The organism is Sphingomonas sp. TF3 (assembly GCF_003985085.1).
In the GTDB taxonomy this organism is placed as follows: Bacteria; Pseudomonadota; Alphaproteobacteria; order Sphingomonadales; family Sphingomonadaceae; genus Sphingomonas.
The window spans coordinates 1-17,470 of the sequence record NZ_RWKS01000032.1 but is presented as its reverse complement, the minus strand read 5'-3'; the positions used below and the strand labels follow the sequence as shown (position 1 = coordinate 17,470).

The 17,470-nt window shown below is 62.0% G+C and carries 18 protein-coding genes; 16 read left to right on the top strand and 2 right to left on the bottom strand.

What is annotated here, in order from left to right:
* Nucleotides 1–62 precede the first annotated feature (62 nt).
* Nucleotides 63–1,346 (top strand): hypothetical protein, encoded by a 1,284-nt coding sequence (locus tag EJC47_RS18840; protein WP_010405495.1) that lies wholly within the window; start codon nt 63–65, stop codon nt 1,344–1,346.
* A gap of 11 nt (nt 1,347–1,357) precedes the next feature.
* On the opposite strand, the gene copD is transcribed toward EJC47_RS18840, so the two are convergent.
* Nucleotides 1,358–2,293 carry a copper homeostasis membrane protein CopD gene (gene copD, locus EJC47_RS18835; RefSeq protein WP_010405497.1) on the bottom strand — a complete coding sequence of 312 codons (936 nt, stop codon included), beginning with the start codon at nt 2,291–2,293 and terminating at the stop codon, nt 1,358–1,360.
* 4 nt (nt 2,294–2,297) lie between these two features.
* Nucleotides 2,298–2,678 carry a copper homeostasis periplasmic binding protein CopC gene (gene copC / locus EJC47_RS18830; protein WP_010405500.1) on the bottom strand — a complete coding sequence of 127 codons (381 nt, stop codon included), beginning with the start codon at nt 2,676–2,678 and terminating at the stop codon, nt 2,298–2,300.
* 176 nt (nt 2,679–2,854) lie between these two features.
* Here copC and EJC47_RS18825 point away from each other — a divergent pair, with 176 nt between their 5' ends.
* From EJC47_RS18825 to EJC47_RS18750, 15 genes are all read left to right on the top strand, one after another.
* Nucleotides 2,855–3,496: a c-type cytochrome gene (locus EJC47_RS18825; RefSeq protein WP_245535556.1), complete on the top strand. Its 642-nt coding sequence runs from the start codon at nt 2,855–2,857 to the stop codon at nt 3,494–3,496.
* 142 nt (nt 3,497–3,638) lie between these two features.
* Complete coding sequence (locus EJC47_RS18820; RefSeq protein WP_033965533.1) at nt 3,639–3,920, top strand: hypothetical protein; 282 nt, start codon at nt 3,639–3,641, stop codon at nt 3,918–3,920.
* Nucleotides 3,917–4,354, top strand: coding sequence for a periplasmic heavy metal sensor (locus EJC47_RS18815; RefSeq protein WP_010405505.1), 438 nt, complete (start codon nt 3,917–3,919; stop codon nt 4,352–4,354). The genes EJC47_RS18820 and EJC47_RS18815 overlap by 4 nt, the downstream gene beginning before the upstream one ends.
* Nucleotides 4,351–4,923, top strand: a complete 573-nt coding sequence (locus EJC47_RS18810) for an RNA polymerase sigma factor (RefSeq protein ID WP_010405508.1) — start codon at nt 4,351–4,353, stop codon at nt 4,921–4,923. The genes EJC47_RS18815 and EJC47_RS18810 overlap by 4 nt, the downstream gene beginning before the upstream one ends.
* A 95-nt stretch (nt 4,924–5,018) precedes the next feature.
* A complete protein-coding gene (locus EJC47_RS18805) occupies nt 5,019–6,947 on the top strand; it encodes a copper resistance system multicopper oxidase (protein ID WP_029622637.1) in 1,929 nt (642 codons plus the stop codon).
* Nucleotides 6,944–8,218 carry a copper resistance protein B gene (locus EJC47_RS18800; protein WP_040601624.1) on the top strand — a complete coding sequence of 425 codons (1,275 nt, stop codon included), beginning with the start codon at nt 6,944–6,946 and terminating at the stop codon, nt 8,216–8,218. The genes EJC47_RS18805 and EJC47_RS18800 overlap by 4 nt, the downstream gene beginning before the upstream one ends.
* Nucleotides 8,219–8,256: 38 nt before the next feature.
* Nucleotides 8,257–8,934 carry a PepSY domain-containing protein gene (locus EJC47_RS18795; RefSeq protein ID WP_010405516.1) on the top strand — a complete coding sequence of 226 codons (678 nt, stop codon included), beginning with the start codon at nt 8,257–8,259 and terminating at the stop codon, nt 8,932–8,934.
* Nucleotides 8,935–8,978: 44 nt separating this feature from the next.
* Nucleotides 8,979–9,425 carry a DUF305 domain-containing protein gene (locus EJC47_RS18790; protein ID WP_081988752.1) on the top strand — a complete coding sequence of 149 codons (447 nt, stop codon included), beginning with the start codon at nt 8,979–8,981 and terminating at the stop codon, nt 9,423–9,425.
* A gap of 101 nt (nt 9,426–9,526) precedes the next feature.
* Entirely contained in the window at nt 9,527–9,898 is a 372-nt protein-coding gene (locus tag EJC47_RS18785) for a DUF305 domain-containing protein (protein ID WP_126849284.1), read from the top strand.
* A gap of 39 nt (nt 9,899–9,937) precedes the next feature.
* Nucleotides 9,938–10,381: a DUF411 domain-containing protein gene (locus EJC47_RS18780; protein WP_010405522.1), complete on the top strand. Its 444-nt coding sequence runs from the start codon at nt 9,938–9,940 to the stop codon at nt 10,379–10,381.
* Nucleotides 10,382–10,904: 523 nt separating this feature from the next.
* The gene (locus tag EJC47_RS18770) at nt 10,905–11,198 is read left to right on the top strand and encodes a hypothetical protein (protein WP_033965547.1); all 294 of its coding nucleotides are present in this window, start codon (nt 10,905–10,907) and stop codon (nt 11,196–11,198) included.
* 135 nt (nt 11,199–11,333) lie between these two features.
* Nucleotides 11,334–12,563 (top strand): TolC family protein, encoded by a 1,230-nt coding sequence (locus EJC47_RS18765; RefSeq protein WP_066112623.1) that lies wholly within the window; start codon nt 11,334–11,336, stop codon nt 12,561–12,563.
* Nucleotides 12,560–14,053 carry an efflux RND transporter periplasmic adaptor subunit gene (locus tag EJC47_RS18760; protein WP_010405530.1) on the top strand — a complete coding sequence of 498 codons (1,494 nt, stop codon included), beginning with the start codon at nt 12,560–12,562 and terminating at the stop codon, nt 14,051–14,053. Before EJC47_RS18765 ends, EJC47_RS18760 begins: the two co-directional genes overlap by 4 nt.
* Nucleotides 14,050–17,193: an efflux RND transporter permease subunit gene (locus EJC47_RS18755; protein ID WP_126849283.1), complete on the top strand. Its 3,144-nt coding sequence runs from the start codon at nt 14,050–14,052 to the stop codon at nt 17,191–17,193. Before EJC47_RS18760 ends, EJC47_RS18755 begins: the two co-directional genes overlap by 4 nt.
* Before the next feature lie 17 nt (nt 17,194–17,210).
* Nucleotides 17,211–17,470, top strand: a 260-nt coding sequence (locus EJC47_RS18750; protein WP_148110560.1) for a copper-binding protein, incomplete at its 3' end; no start/stop codon positions are given.

Below are 17,470 nucleotides of genomic sequence, written 5' to 3'. Positions count from 1 at the left end.
TGGTGGTCCGCGAAACAGAGTGCTAGCGTCCGAGGAGATTGGGGCGAAGGGGGGAGCAGGGTTTGGCAGACTTTGAATTGCTGGCGCGGCAACTGATCCAGCGATGGAAGGAAGACCCGAACGCGACCTATCAGAGCTGGTTTCTTTGGGACGAGCGCATCAAGAATTTCCGCTCGATCCGACGGGGCCTCGCCCAGGTGGTCGCTGAAATCGAAGCCGGGAGGTTCGGCGTCGCTTATCGCGGATCTTCGCTGGAAACGGTCGTTCATTCGGTCGCCGAGCAACGGCAGATATTCAAAGGTGCGGATCATGCGTTTCTTTGGAAGCCAAAATTGCGCATCCCTGACATCTATGAAAACCCAGCGAACCAGCGCGCTTTTGGCCGGTTGCTGGATCATTGCGCGTGCTGTGATACCGCTGAAGAGATTATCGCGGGAATCCACACCATTGATCGCCTGAACATCAAAGGCCTGGGACCAGCGGTCGCCAATCTCCTCTACTTCCTGCATCCCACGCTGGTCCCGCCGTTCAACACGGCGATCGTCAATGGCTATAACAAGCTGACGGGCGGGAAGGTGAAGCTGGGCAGCTGGCAGCATTTTCTCGCGATGCGCTCGGGCGTCCTTGATCTGAACGAGCAGTTCCGCGATTTGCTGTCGAACGATCTCGGCGCCATTGGGGGGCTGTTGTTTGATATCGGCTCGGGGCGTTATCCTGCGCCACCACGCGACGAGGGCGATCAGGCAGCCGGTTCCTGGGCGGCGCGGCTCGAACAGGCCAGGACCGAGGCGCAAAGTCTCAACAAGGCCCTTCAGAAGCAGGGCGAAAGCGATCGGACCCATTCGGAGATTCAGGCCTGGCTTCGCGACATCGGTCATGCGCTAGGCTATGATGTCTGGATCGCAGCCAACGACCGCGGGCGTCTCCATGATGGGGTGCGTCTTGGTGAGGGATGCCTTGAGTGCCTGCCGGAGTCGATTTCCACTTCGACCGGTGCCGATGCCATCCGTCTTATTGATGTACTGTGGCTGGAGCGGGCGAGCGATCGTGTCGCCGCGGCCTTCGAAGTCGAGCATTCGACTTCGATTTATTCGGGCATCGTCCGGATGCTCGACCTGGCCCTGAGCGGCAGCGAGTTGCACGCCACCGCCGGGCTGTTCCTTGTCGCACCCGATGCCCGCGAGAGCGAGGTGCGGGCGCAACTCGCACGGCCCGCCTTCAGCCGTATCGCAGATCTTGAGATCGCCTATCTTCCCTATGGTGAGCTGGAACGCCACAAGGAAGCGATCTCCCGTTTTGGTTCGGGCCTGAAAGCGATCAAGGCCATATCGCGCGCGCTGCCGTGATGGGCGAATGTCTATACGCCGGAGGCGGGAGGCGCCAATAGTCCGAGCCAGGCAACGAGCGTAAGGATTGCAAGCGCACACCCGCTCTCGACAATCAGACTTCGGCGAAGCGACCGTATCGCGGCTGGTGCGTCACCGCTTTCGACAGCCATCGCCAACGCAGGCGTGAGGAAGAAGCGATTGGCTGCTGCAAGGATGAGCATTGCGCCAAACAGCAGCAATTTCGCTGTCAGCAGCGCACCATAGAGACTTGTGAAAAGCGATCCCAATCTGGACGGCCCCACCAGTATCCAGCTGTTGACCACACCAGAGAGGATGAGGAGGCCGACCACGATTGAGCCGATCCTGGCGAAGCCGTCCAAGGCTCGGTGCGAAAGGTGAATATGGTCCACAGCCATTCGGTCGGCGGGGCGAAATATGAGTAGGCATAGAGCAGCCAACGCCCCGACCCATATCCCTGCTGCCAACAAATGGGTGATATCGGCGCCAAGATGAACCCATCCCAGCAAGCCTTCATCGGCAGCGCCGTGACCGGTCCAGGCCAATGTTGCAAGAGCGATCGCTGCCGTGAACGAAAGTGAACCGAGAGCAAAAGCGGGACGACGCCATCCGACAATCGAAAAATAAAGGACGAGCAAGAGTGCGGCCACTCGTACCTGCCATATCGTTCCGATCGAGGTGCCCGAGATCACCATGTTGATTGTGGCGCGGTCTACCTGATCGACCGACACGCCGCCCATCGAGGCCGCCAAAACCATCATGCCGAGGATCGACAGACCTATGCCGGCCAAGGCGATGGACGCGAGTACGGAGCGGAAGCGCAGGACCGAGCCGGATTCCCGTTCGGTCCCGCGCAATGTGTAGAGCCCGAACATCGGCAGCCCAAAAAGAAGCATCAGGTCAAGATAGAGTCCAAGCCTGACGGCGATTGCCACCATGTCCGGCATGGTCTTACTTGACCTTGAACGTGTATCCGCCCTGGATGCGATGGGTGTCGGTCGAGACGACATGATAATCGAGCTTGTACGTTCCAGCTGTCAGCGGCTTGGCGAGCGTGGCAACGAGTGTCTTGCCGTCGGGAGCCAGCGTTGCCTTGACGCCGTTCATTTTCATCGGCCCCATCTTCATGCCGGGCATTTCGGTCATCGTCAGGTCGATTCCGGAGAACTGCGCGACAAGCGCTTCGGAAAAGACGAGCTGGATCTTCGTCGGGGCGACGACGACGGTGTCGGCGGCTGGCGTGGCACTGCTCAGTTTGGGGTGAGCCTGGACGGCGGTAGCGGCAAAGACAGAAGCCGCCATGGCGACGGCAAAAGCTGTTTTACGAAACATCGATTTCTCCATAGGCGGCGATACTGCCGACACAGCGATTTACGCACCGCAGAGTGCAACCCCTCATCAAACCCGCGAAATTTCTTCGGCGGTTGTATGGAAACCGGCCGGCGCGCGGGATCGGCGTAGGGTTGAGGGGTGAAGGCGCGCCGCGCGTATGATCAATTGGATGGGGTGTGAAATCATCGATCGTCCAAAGACTTTCTGCTGGGGAGGACGCGATGGAAGATTCAAGGAAAGCATGGCTCCGGAGACATTTTCCGAGCGTGGGCTTCGTCGCGGCGGCGGCGCTGGCCGGTGGCGCGCTCGCCGGCATCGTCGTGTATGTCGGCGCTTACGATATTGGCGCTGATGCCCCCCACAGCAAACCAGTCTATTGGCTCGTGGAGCAATTCCGTGATCGCTCGATCGCGGTAAGGTCTCGCGACATCAGCGTCCCGGCAAACCTGATGGATGTGAAACGTCTGCAGAGCGGAGCGGGGCTCTATACCGAGATGTGCAGCGGCTGCCATCTCGCGCCGGGCCTTGAGAAGTCCGAGATCAGCCAGGGCCTCTATCCCAGGGCTCCCGAGCTTTTCCGTGAGCCGCAGAGATCGGCAAAGGAGCAGTTCTGGATCATCAAGCATGGGGTCAAGCTCACAGCGATGCCGGCCTGGGGCAAAACCCATAGCGACGAGCTGATCTGGGACATGGTGGCTTTCGTGCGGCAGATGCCGAAGATGAGTCCTGCGCAATATCAGGCGGTGATTTCCAGTGCGCCTGAAGATCACGATGCGATGATGAAGGATATGCCTGGCATGACAAAGACGATGCCGTAACTATGTGGCACCGTGCCTTGAAGGTCGTCGTTCAGCCCCCCGAAAACCGAGGGGCGCTTTTGACGAACGGGCTGATAGCGGAGGTGGAAAAGACGGGTCTTGCGCCAGCGCGTCGGATGGATTGAAGAAATAGGAATTTGAGATGAATGTAGACTTGGATGGGCTCTTGAGCCGCTTACGCAACGAACCGGGGCATCCCGGTCTGGCCGGTCTTGAAGAGGCAGTGTTCAGGCGCATTGCCGCCAGGACGCAGGTTTCGGCGGGCTCCCAGTTGAGGCTTGGCGCGGTCGCCGCCTTTGGCGCAGTGCTGCTGGGTGTTGCCAGCAACGGGGTTACGACGCCAGTCGAGGCCTCCGTTACGCTCTCGCCTTTTGGGCCATCCAATCCGCTTGCTCCCTCCACGTTGCTCGCAGGTCCGCGATGAAGCCGCGGCTGCTCGTTCTGGTCGCGATTGTCGCCTTTGTCGCAGCCGTCGCGGGCGTGTTTCTGGGCCGTCATTTCCTGCCACATCCTGTGGCTGGCGGCGTCGAACTGCATGACGTATTGCACAGCAAGCTCGACCTGGACGATCGTCAGAAGGCTCAGATCGAGTTGCTTGAGCAGCGGTTTGCCGTGCGCCGACGGGCGCTGGAACTCGAACTGAGAGCCGACAATGCACGGCTTGCCGATGCCATCGAAACTGAACATGGCAACGGTCCGGGTGTCGCTGCGGCCGTCGATCAGTCGCATCAGGCAATGGGTCAGCTCCAAAAGGAGACGCTCGGCCATATCTTCGCCATGCGCCAGATCTTACGTCCGGATCAGGCCAAGACCTTCGACCAGGCGGTAGTACATGCGCTTACCGACGATGCGCGGTGAGTCTGGAGCTCCAGTCGTGCTCCGATGGTGAACTTGCCGCGCTGACGCTCGGTGGCCGGCAAGCGGCATTCGCAGAGATCATGCACCGGCATCAATCCGCGATATTCCGGCTGGTCCGCGGACTCGTAGGCAATGCGGAAGAGGCGCTTGACCTTACCCAGGATTGCTTCGTTTCGGCGTTCAGCCATTTGCGGAAATATGATGGTGCCCGACCGCTGCGCGCTTGGCTGTCGCGGATCGCGATCAACAAATGCCGTGATTGGCGCCGTCGCCAAAGAGTGCGTCAGCTCTTCATCTTCAGTGCCGCCACGTCCGACGACGAAATTGAACAGGTCCCAGACGACGCACCTTCGGCTCATGCCAGCGCAGCTTCGAAGATGGAACTCGAAAAACTCTCGACTGCGATCGCTGCCTTGCCATCTTCGTTGCGAGAGGTTCTGCTGCTCCGCACCGTCGAAGGGTTGAACCAATCGGAAGCTGCGTTGGCACTTTCGATCAGCGGGAAGGCTGTCGAGACGCGGCTGTACCGCGCTCGCGTCCGACTTGCTGAAATCTTGGCCGACATTTGAGGGGTGCGCCGCGCTCGTGCGTAAGGATGAGAGAGATACCGCGCTCGAGCCTCGCTGTGGACAAGAGGGTGCTGAACAATGAACAAGGAGATTATATGCCCCCGGTATTGAACCGCCGCGATCTGTTCCGCGGTGCCGCGCTGACCGGCGGTGGCCTGGCATTGTCGGCCTGGATGCCGGCATGGGCTCAACCCGTCTCGGCGGGTATTGTGAAGCCGCTCCCGACCGTTACCGGCAACGATATCACTCTCAAGATCGCTCATCAGATGATGATGATCGATGGCCGCGCAAGCCATGCGATCGGCATCAACGGAACCGTGCCGGCGCCTTTGATCCGGTTGCGCCAAGGGCAAACGGTGCGCCTGTCGGTGATCAACGATCTTGAAGAAGACAGTTCGATCCACTGGCACGGGTTACTGGTACCGTTCCAGTTCGATGGCGTACCGGGAATCAGCTTCCCCGGCATCAAACCAAAATCGACCTTCGTCTATGAGTTTCCGATCGTCCAGGCGGGCACCTATTGGTATCATAGCCATTCGGGTTTGCAGGAGCAGATGGGCCATTACGGGCCGATCGTGATCGATCCGGCAGGCGAAGATCCGATCAAGTCGGATCGCGAGCATGTGATCGTGCTGTCCGACCATAGCCAGATGCATCCGCACGCGATTTTCAGAAAGCTCAAGCAGGTGGGCGGGGGCTATTTCAACTATCAGCGCCAGACGCTGGCTGGCCTGATGGCAAAAGAAGATCAACCGCTCAAGGATCGTCTCGACTGGGGCAAAATGCGGATGGACCCCACGGACGTCTCTGATGTCACAGGTTCAACCTACACCTATCTCGTCAACGGCCATGGTCCCCAGGACAATTGGACAGCGCTTTTCCGGCCCGGCGAGCGAGTTCGACTACGTTTTGTCAACGCCTCGGCGATGACGACGTTCAATGTCCGGATTCCAGGACTCAAGCTCACGGTCGTTCAGGCCGATGGTCTAGACGTGCGGCCGGTGGAGGTCGACGAGTTCCAAATTGCGGTGGCGGAAACCTACGACATCATCGTCACCCCGACTGATGACCGTGCCTACACTCTGATCGGCGAATCTGTTGATCGGTCTGGCATGGCGCGCGCAACTCTGGCCCCGCGCGAAGGCATGGCAGCCCAGGTGCCCGCGCTTCGCAAACGTCCCCTTGCCGATATGAAGGATATGGGCATGGGCGAGATGGACATGGGCGGCATGCAAGGCATGGACGCTTCCGGCGGTTCTACGATGGCCGGCATGGACCATGCAGCAATGGGTCATGACATGCCGACAGGCGGCGCCGCTGCTGGTGGCATGGCGGGCATGGACATGGGCTCCGGCGCATCCATGCCGACAACGGACAAGACACCCGGCGGCTCGATGGCGAGCATGCCTGGAATGGGCGCCCCGGCCGGCGACGCTATGGCAGGCATGGCGATGGGCGGGATGGGCGGCATGAATATGCGCGACGGCAGCAAAGCCCCGCAGGTCAAGATGGGGCCTGGCGTCCAGACGATTTCACCTATGCCGATGGATCGCACCGGAGAGCCCGGGCAGGGCCTGGAAGATGTCGGACACCGCGTCCTGGTCTATCGCGACCTCATGGCGGTGGATCGCAACCCCGACGTGCGAGCGCCTGATCGGGCGATGGAAATCCACCTGACCGGCAATATGGAACGCTATATGTGGTCGTTCGACGGCGTGAAGATGAGCGACAAGCGCGAGCCGATTCCATTCCTGGAAAACGAACGGGTGCGTGTGACGCTGGTGAACGACACGATGATGTCGCATCCGATCCATCTTCACGGACATTTTTTCGAGTTGGTTACCGGGCATGGCGAATATTCGCCGCGCAAGCATACGGTCAACGTCGCGCCGGGCGGCAAAGTGAGTTTTGACGTCACCGCCAACGCGATCGGCGACTGGGCCTTCCACTGCCATATGCTTTATCACATGCATGCCGGGATGATGCGCGTCGTCTCTGTCCGGCCTCGGGGAGACGCAGCATGAAGGCATTGCTTCTCCTCATCAGCGTAGCGCCGCTTGCCCTCGCGGCTCCGGCTAACGCGCAATCGATGCAGAATATGCCGGGCATGAACATGCCTGCGGCCAAAGCACCTCCGAAGAAAAAGCCGGCAACCAAACCCGCGACTCCCGTTAAGCGCAAAACGGCCGCCAAACCGGCTGCTAAACCAACTTCAGCAAAGCGCGGGGCGCCCGTCGCGAAACCTAAAGCGGCCGCCCATGACATGTCGGGAATGGGCGCCATGCCCGGAATGGATATGTCGGGAACGGTAGGAAGCAAGGCGTCTCCGAAGCCCGATCCCCATGCAGGACATGACATGTCGAGCATGCCTGGCATGACAATGCCGGACACGGCGGGTGGCGCCATGAACCACGATATGCCCGGTATGAATATGCCTGCTGGTGGAGGCGGTCAGCCAATGGAGCATGACATGTCGTCCATGCCCGGCATGTCGATGGACGGGCAGATGGCCGGTCATGGGGCAGGGGGCACGAGCCTTGCACCGGGCAATGCACCGGCACCGGCAGCACCAAGCGATCATTATGCCGATCGGATCTATCAGAACGGTGCGATGGTCGATTCACGGTCCATGCTGCACAACGAGCATGGCGCCAGCACCTCCTCGATGATCCTGTTCAATCTGGCGGAATATCAGGTCCGAAATGGTCGGGACGGTTATCGCTGGGATGGCGAAGCGTGGTTCGGCAAGGATCTCGATCGGTTGACAATCAAGTCAGAAGGCGAGGGCGTCCTAGGCGGTCGTAACGGCACCTTTATGGAAACTGCGGAGATTCAGGCGCTCTACAGCCGCGCGCTCGATCCATACTGGAACCTGCAGGCTGGTGTCCGATATGATTTCAAACCCAATCCCTCGCGCACCTACGCTACAGTCGGGATCGAAGGAGTCGCGCCTTACTGGTTCGAAACGGAGGCAGCCTTGTTCCTGTCGAACAAGGGCGAGGTCCTGGGGCGGATCGAGGGCTATTACGATCAGCGCATTACGCAACGTTTGATCCTTCAGCCCCGGGTCGAATTGAATCTATCAGCCCAGGACGTCCCGGAAACCCGCATCGGCGCTGGTATATCGAACGCCGAGTTTGGGCTGCGTCTGCGCTACGAAGTCAGACGCGAATTTGCGCCCTATATTGGCGTCTCCTACGATCGCAAGCTGGGCAAGACCGCGGATTATGCGCGAGCTGATGGCGAAGGTGTCAAGGCGACAAGCTTTGTCATTGGCGTGCGGACCTGGTTCTGAGGAGCAATCGGCTTCGCCTCCATGTCGGGGTTAGCCGGGTGCACCGCTGGCTGGCCCTGATCATCGGCGTTCAGTTGTTACTGTGGTTTGCGAGCGGCTTGATCATGAGCGTGCTGCCCATCGATCGGGTCCGCGGTGAACATGTCGTAGATCGCGCATCGCTGGCGACGCTCGCCCAGGGCCATGCCCGGGCGCCGCTCGATATCGTTCTACGCCAAGCGGGCGCTCCTGTCCGTGAGGTGCGGTACCGTATGCTCGCCGGGCGAGAGGTTACAGAGGTCGAGATGGCTGACGGCTCGGTACGGCTCCACGACGCAGAAACAGCGTCGGCCATCCCGCGCGTCAACGCCGCGATGGCTCGCGCGGTGGCGGTGCGATCATATCGTGGGAAGTCGGCGCCGCCGAGCGTCCGTGCCGTTACGTCCGCGAGCACCGAATATAAGGGCGTGCTTCCGGCATGGCGAATCGACTTTCCAGATCAGGATTCGACCCGCGTCTATATTGCGCAAAATAGTGGTCGGATCGTTGCCGTCAGGAACGGCACTTGGCGTCTCTATGACTTCTTCTGGGGCCTCCACATCATGGATTGGAAGAACCACGAAGATTTCAACACGCCCTGGCTGATTGGATTTGCCGGTGGGGGGCTTGCGCTCGCGATCGCGGGTTCTGCTCTTTTGTATTTCCGCTGGCCGCGAAAGCGGCGCCGCAAGAGTTGAACGACCATGGGGGATTCTTGGGCGGGGGCCGAAGGAGACGACCGATGATGAAGAACGCTTATACCAGCCTCGCGCTGCAGACCCTCGTCGGCGGCATTATCATGTATTTGGTGATGTTCGTCATGATCGATAGTCTGGGAAGCTTCTACAATAACCTCAACATGGTCTACATGACGCTTATGATGGTCGCACCCATGGTGGTGTTGATGATCCTCGCAATGGGGCATATGTTTCCATCGAAAACCGCGAACGCCGCCCTTTTGATCGGCTCTGTCGCGATATTTGCTGGATCGTTCGCGCTCATCCGGACGCAAACGACGATCGGCGATACCGCGTTCTTGCGGTCAATGATCCCCCACCATTCGGGGGCGATCCTTATGTGTCGTGAGGCGTCTCTCAAAGATCCGGAAGTCGTTCGTCTCTGCAGCGGCATCGAGGTATCTCAACGGCGCGAGATCGACGAGATGAAGGCAATTTTGGCCCGTAAATAGCAGCCTGATCCCTAATTCCTGGAAATGTCTGCGTTTCGCGGGGGGGGGGGGGAAAGCACGCTCGCGCGTATTAACAGTGCGGGGACGATGAGGAGAATATTATGAAGAAAATAATCGCCGTCATGATCGTCGGATTGTTGGCCACGCCCGGTATCGCGCAAATGCAGGGCATGGACCATTCCATGATGGACATGGGTCAAATGATGAAGCCGAACCCTGCTAACCCCTACCCGTCGGCTGAGATGGAAATGCACCAGAAGATGACGTCCGCGATGGGCGCGGATGCCACCGAAACCTGGGTGCGCAAGATGGTCGAGCATCATCGCGGCGCGATCGCAATGTCGCGCATCGTTCTGCGAGAGACCAAAGATTCAAAGGTTCGGATGATGGCCAACAAAGCCGTCGCCGAGCAGACGCGTGAGGTCGGCGAACTCGAGGGCTGGCTAAAAGCCCACGGCAAGCGCGCGCAGTAGGAGATTTCCCCCGTCCCGCAGGGACCATTGAAGGTTGATATGAAACTCAAGATCGTACTTGCTGCGCTCGGCGCGTCACTCTCCGTCGTCAGCATTGCTGCTGAGCCGATCGTCGTTCACCGGGATCCCGGCTGTGGTTGCTGCGAGCAATGGGCGGCCCAGGTCCGTCAACAATTCGGGCGACGCGTGAACATGATCGACGATCGGGGGCGACCCGCCTTTCAGCGGGTACACGGCGTACCGGCTCGGCTATCATCGTGTCACACAGCGATCGTCGATGGCATGGTTTTCGAGGGACACGTCCCCATCGCGGACATGAAGCGCGTTCTTGCGTTGCGTCCGCGTGGTGTGAGCGGTCTCGCCGTAATTGGTATGCCTGTCGGATCACCCGGCATGGAAGTTCCCGGACAGTCCGCCCAACCCTTCAATGTCATTGCCTTTGGCGCGGAACGCGAAACCATCTTTGCACGCCACGGCGGATGAGTATCGCGTTGTCCCTGGATCATGAGTGGTGTATCCGGTTACGTCTGTGAAATGTGCGCTTCATCTCTTTCTCCTGCTTGGAGCCCTGATCGGTCTGCTCGGCCAGGAAGCCGCCTTTGCGTCCGGCCCGCCTGCAGTGTCCGCGCCGGTGGCGATGTCGAGTATGGCCGCTTCAAGCATGTCCGAGGACTGCATGAAGATGATGGCGCAGCAACAACAGCCTGCGCAGAAGCCCTGCAAGGGCATGACCCTTGCCTGCATAGCCGCGATGGGGTGCGTAGTTCCCATGGCCGTTCGCAATGACTCGCCAGCGCTTGCGGCTCGCGAGGCGAATCCAATCTTGGCCTTCTGGCCGACCACCACGGTCCTACGCGGCAGTGACCTTACGCCCGAACCGGAACCACCGACTCTCCTTGGCTGATCGAAACCGGCCGTCAGGCTGACAGGATCGTTGCGCCTTTGCGCACCCAAACATCCCGTCTGATCTGCGGCTACCACGATGTTTTGCCAAAGGATTACAGTCATGAAAAACCGTGTTTTCTATGCCCTGCTCGGCGTAGCCCTTGCCGCACCTGGCGCCGCATTCGCCGGCCAGCCCAACCACAGCCAACAGTCCGGCCACTATGAGTGGAAGTCGGTCCCGCAATATGGCCCGCGTGCCACGGGACCGGCCCAGCGGCGCGTCTGGGTGCCTGATGCCACGCAAGTGGCGACTTGCGACTGCGACATGATGAAGATGAGCAGCACAGACGCTGCTGATTGCATGAAGCAGATGCACAGCATGGCACAGCCTTCGTCGACCCCTTCGGCCGGCTAAGCACAGGTTCTGGCCGCTACAGGTCGCATAGACGGCTAGGCCAGCAGTGGCGGCGGGATGCCCCCCATCCCGCCGCCACTGACATGCCTGTCATATTGCGCGATGCCGGCCTGACCCTCCGATCAGGAGTTTTCCATGCGATTGTTTCTTTGCGCGCCGCTTCTTGCGGCGATCCCCGGCATTGCATTCGCCGGTCCGCTCACCTTCGAAGCTGCGCTCCAGCGCGCCCGACAGGAAGCCCCGTCGATCAAGGCCAAGGCGCTCGGCGCCGATGCCGCGCGTTACGCGCGCGGCGCGGCCGGAGCTCTGCCTGATCCGACGCTCGGCGTGAGCGTCGAAAGCTTCCCGATCTCGGGACCGCTCGCGTTCGAGCCCAATCGCGACGATTTCACCATGGCGCGGGTCGGCGTGTCCCAGGACATTCCCAACCTCGCCAAGCGCCATGCCCAGCAGGCGCGCGCCGATAGCGACATCAAGGTGGCCGAGGCCGATACCGCGGTCGAGGCGCGCACCGTCGAGGTGGGCACCGCGCTTGCCTGGATCAATCTCGCCTACGCCGAACGCCGGCTTGCCGCTCTCGACGATGTTCTCTCCCGGCTCGAGCGCGTGGTGGGAACGACGCCGGGGGCTGTCGCCTCGGGCAACGCACGGCCGGCGCAGACGCTTGCCGGTCAGCAGGCGGTCGCGGCGATGCAGGATCGCCGCAGCGAACTGGTCTCCAACGTGGCGCGCGCCCGCGCGACGCTGACCCGCTGGACAGGCGATCCCGCGCCTGAGATCGCTGGACCAATCCCTGAATTCCCGGTCGATGCCGCCAAGCTGCGTGCCGGCCTTGATCACCATCCCACCATCGAGATGATCGATGCCCAGGCCGACCAGGCGGATGCCGATGTGCGTGTGGCCGACGCCGGTCGGCGCTCTGATTTCGGTGTCAACCTGGCCTATCAACGCCGCGACCCCCGTTTCGGCGACTTTATCTCGGCCGGCGTGACGGTCAGCCTGCCGTTCTTCACCCGCAATCGCCAGAATGCCGGGATCGCGGCGGCCCAGGCCAGTGCCGGGCGGGTCTTGGCCGAACGCGAGGCCGCGCGGCGCACGCTTGCCGCCGACCTTGACGCTGATATCGCCGACCATGTCATGCATCATGAGCAGTGGATGCGCGCGCAGGGCACGCTGCAACCGCTCGCCGAGCAGCGCGTGAAGTTGGAAACAGCGAGTTATGGTGCGGGCCGCGCCAGTCTGATTGACGTCGCGGACGCTTTTGCCGCGCTCGCCGATGCCACCCTGACGACCGTTGATCGCGAAGCCAAGGTCGCAGCGGACGGAGCCGGATTGAACTTTACTTACGGGAGCGCACCGCGATGAGCCAAGTTACAATTACCCGCAGCCGCCTTCTTGGTGCCGCTGCTCTTCTTGCGCTCGCTGCTGGCGGGATCGGTTTTACCGTGGCCCAACAATGGGAAGGTTCGCACGATCCGGAGAGCGCGAAGCCCGCCGCGCGCAAGATTCTCTATTGGTACGACCCGATGATCCCGGCCGAACATCATGACGGTCCCGGCCTTTCGTCGATGGGGATGCAGACGATCCCCCGCTATGCAGATGAGGCGGGGGCAGGCTCGGCAGCGCCGGGGATTTCAATAGATCCTTCCGCGTCTCAGGCGCTCGGGCTGCGCACCGTCCTGGTCCGACGTGGCGCTTTGGCGAGTAGCGTGACCGCGACGGGGACGATCGATTTCAATCAGCGTGATATCGCAGTCGTCCAGGCACGCACTGGAGGTTTCGTCCAGCGCGTCTATGCGCGCGCACCTGGCGACATCATCGGGGCAGGGGCACCTCTTGCCGACCTACTGGTGCCGGAATGGGGCGGCGCGCAGGCTGAATTCCTTGCGGTCCGCCGCACCGGCAACGCGGCGCTGACCCAGGCCGCGCGCCAGCGGCTCATGCTGCTCGGCATGTCGTCGGGCACGATCGCCTCGGTCGAGCGAGCGGGACGGCCGCACAATGTCATCACAATCTCTACGCCCACCCGCGGGGTCATCAAGACATTGAACGTGCGGGCGGGCATGACCATGATGGCAGGCCAGACGCTCGCGGAGGTCAATGGCCTCGGCACGGTCTGGCTCAATGCCGCTGTACCCGAGGCGATCGCCGGTCCGCTCAAACCCGGACAAACCGTGCAGGCCACGCTTGCCGCTTTTCCTGGCGAGACCTTGTCGGGCCGTGTCTCGGCGATCCTGCCCGAGACTCAGGCCGACAGCCGCACCCTTACTGTCCGGATCGAGCTGCCCAATCGCGGAGGACGTCTGCGTCCCGGCATGTTTGCTACCGTCTCGTTCGGTGGAGCCACGCAACCGGCGTTACTTGTGCCCTCCGAAGCGCTGATCCGCACCGGCAAGCGGACCTTGGTGATGCTGGCCCTCGACAAGGGCCGCTACCGACCCGCAGAGGTGCAAATCGGAAGGGAATCCGGCGATGACACCGAAATCCTCGCCGGGCTCTCCGAAGGTGAGAAGGTTGTCGCCTCGGGCCAGTTCCTGATTGATTCCGAGGCAAGTTTGTCCGGTGTCGAAGCGCGGCCAATCGGAGCTGCCACGCCAACCGCCGCCGCGAAGCCCGCGGCTACGGGAACGCTTTACGAGACCGTCGGCAAGATCGAACAGATCACCGCCAATTCGGTGACGCTGAGCCACGAGCCCGTGCCGGCGATTGGCTGGCCGGCGATGACGATGACGTTCCAGCTTCCCGATCCGAAGATTCCGCGTGGCCTGAAGACAGGGGACCGCGTTCGCTTCGGCTTCGACCGGCCTCCCGCGGGGCCAACGATACGACGTATGACCAAGGTGGCGGGCCAATGATCGCTCATCTCATCCGCTGGTCGGTCAGGAACCGCTTCTTCGTCTTGATCGGCGTACTGGCCCTCATCGGCGTGGGCGTCTGGGCCGTGCGATCGACCGCGATCGACGCGCTGCCCGATCTCTCCGACACGCAGGTCATCATCCGCACCAGCTACCCGGGCCAGGCACCGCAGATCGTCGAGAACCAGGTCACCTATCCGCTCACCACCACCATGTTGTCGGTGCCAGGGGCGAAGACGGTGCGCGGCTACTCCTTCTTCGGCGACAGCTTCGTCTATGTGATCTTCGAGGACGGCACCGACCTCTACTGGGCGCGCAGCCGTGTGCTCGAATATCTCAACCAGGTGCAGGGACGATTGCCGGCGAGCGCGCGTAGCGCGCTCGGTCCCGATGCGACCGGCGTCGGCTGGGTCTATGAATATGCGCTGGTCGACCGGAGCGGCCGGCATGACCTGTCGCAGCTCCGCGGGCTTCAGGACTGGTTCCTGCGCTACGAGCTGAAAACCGTGACCGGCGTCGCCGAGGTCGCCAGCATCGGCGGCATGGTGAAGCAATATCAGGTGCTGCTCGATCCAGTGAAGCTCGCTGCCTACGGCGTCACCCATCAACAAGCAGTCCAGGCGATCAGACAAGCCAACCAGGAGTCGGGCGGCTCGGTGCTGGAGATGGCCGAAGCCGAATATATGGTCCGCGCCTCGGGTTATCTGAAGACGCTCGACGATTTCCGGGCGATCCCGTTGAAGACAGCAAGCGGTGGCGTTCCGGTCCGGCTAGGCGACGTCGCCACGATCCAGATCGGTCCGGAGATGCGGCGCGGCAGCGCTGAGTTGAACGGCGAAGGCGACGTCGCCGGCGGCGTCGTGATCCTGCGCTCGGGCAAGAATGCCCGCGAAACGATCGCAGCGGTCAAAGACAAGCTCGCCGCCCTGAAGGCAAGCCTGCCGCCCGGCGTTGACGTCGTGACGGTCTATGACCGCTCGCAACTGATCGATCGCGCGGTCGATAACCTCACCCACAAGCTAATTGAGGAGTTCATCGTCGTCGCGATCGTCTGCGGCCTGTTCCTCTGGCACGTCCGCTCGGCGCTGGTGGCGATCCTGACCCTGCCCTTGGGCGTGCTCGCCGCGTTCGTCGTCATGCGGTTTCAGGGCGTGAACGCCAACATCATGTCGCTGGGCGGCATCGCCATCGCCATCGGCGCGATGGTCGATGCGGCCGTGGTGATGATCGAGAATGCCCACAAGAAGATCGAGCGCTGGGAGCAGGATCATCCGGACGAGCATCTCGAGGGCGAGATGCGCTGGATCGTCGTCACCGAAGCCGCGGCCGAAGTCGGCCCGGCCCTGTTCTTCAGCCTGCTGATCATCACGCTGTCGTTCATTCCGGTGTTCACGCTGGAGGCGCAGGAGGGCCGGCTGTTCGCGCCGCTCGCCTTCACCAAGACCTATGCGATGGCGTCCGCCGCGATCCTGTCGGTGACCCTCGTTCCGATCCTGATGGGGTGGTTGATCCGGGGCCGCATCCCAGCCGAGCAGGCCAATCCGGTCAACCGCTGGCTGACCAACCTCTACCGCCCCGCGATCGACTGGACGATGCGAAAGCCGAAGGCGGTGCTGGTGATCGCTGCGCTGGTCTTCGCGACAACGGCCTGGCCACTCACCCGGCTCGGCGGTGAGTTTATGCCCAATCTCGACGAGGGCGACCTGCTCTACATGCCCTCGGCCTTGCCCGGCCTCTCTGCGGCCAAGGCCTCGCAACTGCTCCAGCAGACCGACCGGCTGATCAAGACGGTGCCCGAGGTCGAGAGCGTGTTCGGCAAGGCCGGCCGCGCCGAGACCGCGACTGATCCGGCGCCGCTGGAGATGTTCGAGACGACGATCCAGTTCAAGCCCCGCGACCAATGGCGTCCCGGAATGACGCCGGACAAACTGGTCGACGAACTCGACCGCACGGTGAAGCTGCCCGGCCTCGCCAATGTCTGGGTGCCGCCGATCAGGAACCGCATCGACATGCTGGCGACCGGCATCAAGAGCCCGATCGGGGTCAAGGTGTCGGGCGCCGATCTCGCCCAGCTCGATCGCATCGCGCATGATGTCGAGACGGTCGCCAAGACCGTGCCGGGCGTTTCCTCTGCCCTCGCCGAACGGCTGACCGGCGGGCGCTATGTCGATGTCGATATCGACCGCGCTGCCGCCGCGCGGTTCGGGCTCAACATCACCGATGTGCAGGCGATCGTCTCGGGCGCGATCGGCGGCGAGACGATCGGCGAGACTGTCGAGGGGCTGGCCCGCTATCCGATCACCGTGCGCTATCCGCGCGAACTGCGCGACAGCCTGGAGGGTCTGCGGACACTGCCGGTCCTGACCCCTTCGGGGCAGCAGATCACGCTCGGTACAGTTGCGAACATATCGATCGCCGAAGGGCCGCCGATGCTCAAGACCGAGAATGCCCGGCCATCGACCTGGGTCTATGTCGATGTGCGCGGGCGCGACCTCGCCTCGGTGGTCGGCGATCTGCAAAGGGCGGTGGCGAAGCAGGTCAGACTCTCGCCGGGCGTCAGCATCGCTTACTCAGGCCAGTTCGAATATCTCCAGCGGGCGATCGACAAGCTCAAGCTGGTGGTGCCAGCGACGCTGCTGATCATCTTCGTGCTGCTCTACATGATCTTCGGGCGCTTCGACGAAGCTGCCCTGATCATGGGCACGCTGCCGTTCGCGCTCACCGGCGGTATCTGGACGCTGTACCTCCTTGGCTTCAACCAGTCGGTTGCGACCGGGGTCGGGTTCATTGCCCTCGCCGGTGTCTCCGCCGAGTTCGGCGTGGTGATGCTGATCTACCTCAAGAACGCGCTCGAAGAGCGCGGCCACGATCCCGATGCGAGCCAGGTCGAGACGGCGGTTCGAGAGGGGGCTCTTCTCCGCGTCCGCCCCAAGGCAATGACGGTCGCGGTGATCCTTGCCGGCCTGCTGCCGATCCTCCTCGGCTCGGGCGCGGGCTCGGAGGTCATGAGCCGGATCGCAGCGCCGATGATCGGTGGCATGCTGACCGCGCCGCTGCTCTCCATGTTCGTTCTGCCCGCCGCCTATCTGCTGCTGCGCAAGCGCAAGCCCAAGACCAAGCCCACCCATCAACCCGCCTAACATGCAAGGAGAAGACCATGAACTATGCACGACTGACTATCGCCCTCGGCCTCGCCGCCCTGACCGCCGCGTGCGGCAAAAAAGCGGAAGCACCTATCGCGACCGAGACCAATCAGGCATCGCCCGATGCGGCGATGAGCGGCGATATGGCGAATATGGCAATGGCGCCCTCCGCGACATCCGCGATCAAGGCCAAGGGACAGGGGACGGTGAAGGAGATCGATAAGGCGGCAGGCACGATCACGCTCGACCATGGCCCGATCCCGGAAGCCAAATG

Bases quoted from the DNA above. Each gene is read 5' to 3' on its own strand.
- copD (WP_010405497.1), bottom strand. From the start codon at position 2,293: ATGCCGGACATGGTGGCAATCGCCGTCAGGCTTGGACTCTATCTTGAC.
- copC (WP_010405500.1), bottom strand. From the start codon at position 2,678: ATGTTTCGTAAAACAGCTTTTGCCGTCGCCATGGCGGCTTCTGTCTTT.
- EJC47_RS18820 (WP_033965533.1), top strand. From the start codon at position 3,639: ATGAATGTAGACTTGGATGGGCTCTTGAGCCGCTTACGCAACGAACCG.
- EJC47_RS18815 (WP_010405505.1), top strand. From the start codon at position 3,917: ATGAAGCCGCGGCTGCTCGTTCTGGTCGCGATTGTCGCCTTTGTCGCA.
- EJC47_RS18805 (WP_029622637.1), top strand. From the start codon at position 5,019: ATGCCCCCGGTATTGAACCGCCGCGATCTGTTCCGCGGTGCCGCGCTG.
- EJC47_RS18800 (WP_040601624.1), top strand. From the start codon at position 6,944: ATGAAGGCATTGCTTCTCCTCATCAGCGTAGCGCCGCTTGCCCTCGCG.
- EJC47_RS18790 (WP_081988752.1), top strand. From the start codon at position 8,979: ATGATGAAGAACGCTTATACCAGCCTCGCGCTGCAGACCCTCGTCGGC.
- EJC47_RS18785 (WP_126849284.1), top strand. From the start codon at position 9,527: ATGAAGAAAATAATCGCCGTCATGATCGTCGGATTGTTGGCCACGCCC.
- EJC47_RS18780 (WP_010405522.1), top strand. From the start codon at position 9,938: ATGAAACTCAAGATCGTACTTGCTGCGCTCGGCGCGTCACTCTCCGTC.
- EJC47_RS18770 (WP_033965547.1), top strand. From the start codon at position 10,905: ATGAAAAACCGTGTTTTCTATGCCCTGCTCGGCGTAGCCCTTGCCGCA.
- EJC47_RS18765 (WP_066112623.1), top strand. From the start codon at position 11,334: ATGCGATTGTTTCTTTGCGCGCCGCTTCTTGCGGCGATCCCCGGCATT.
- EJC47_RS18760 (WP_010405530.1), top strand. From the start codon at position 12,560: ATGAGCCAAGTTACAATTACCCGCAGCCGCCTTCTTGGTGCCGCTGCT.
- EJC47_RS18755 (WP_126849283.1), top strand. From the start codon at position 14,050: ATGATCGCTCATCTCATCCGCTGGTCGGTCAGGAACCGCTTCTTCGTC.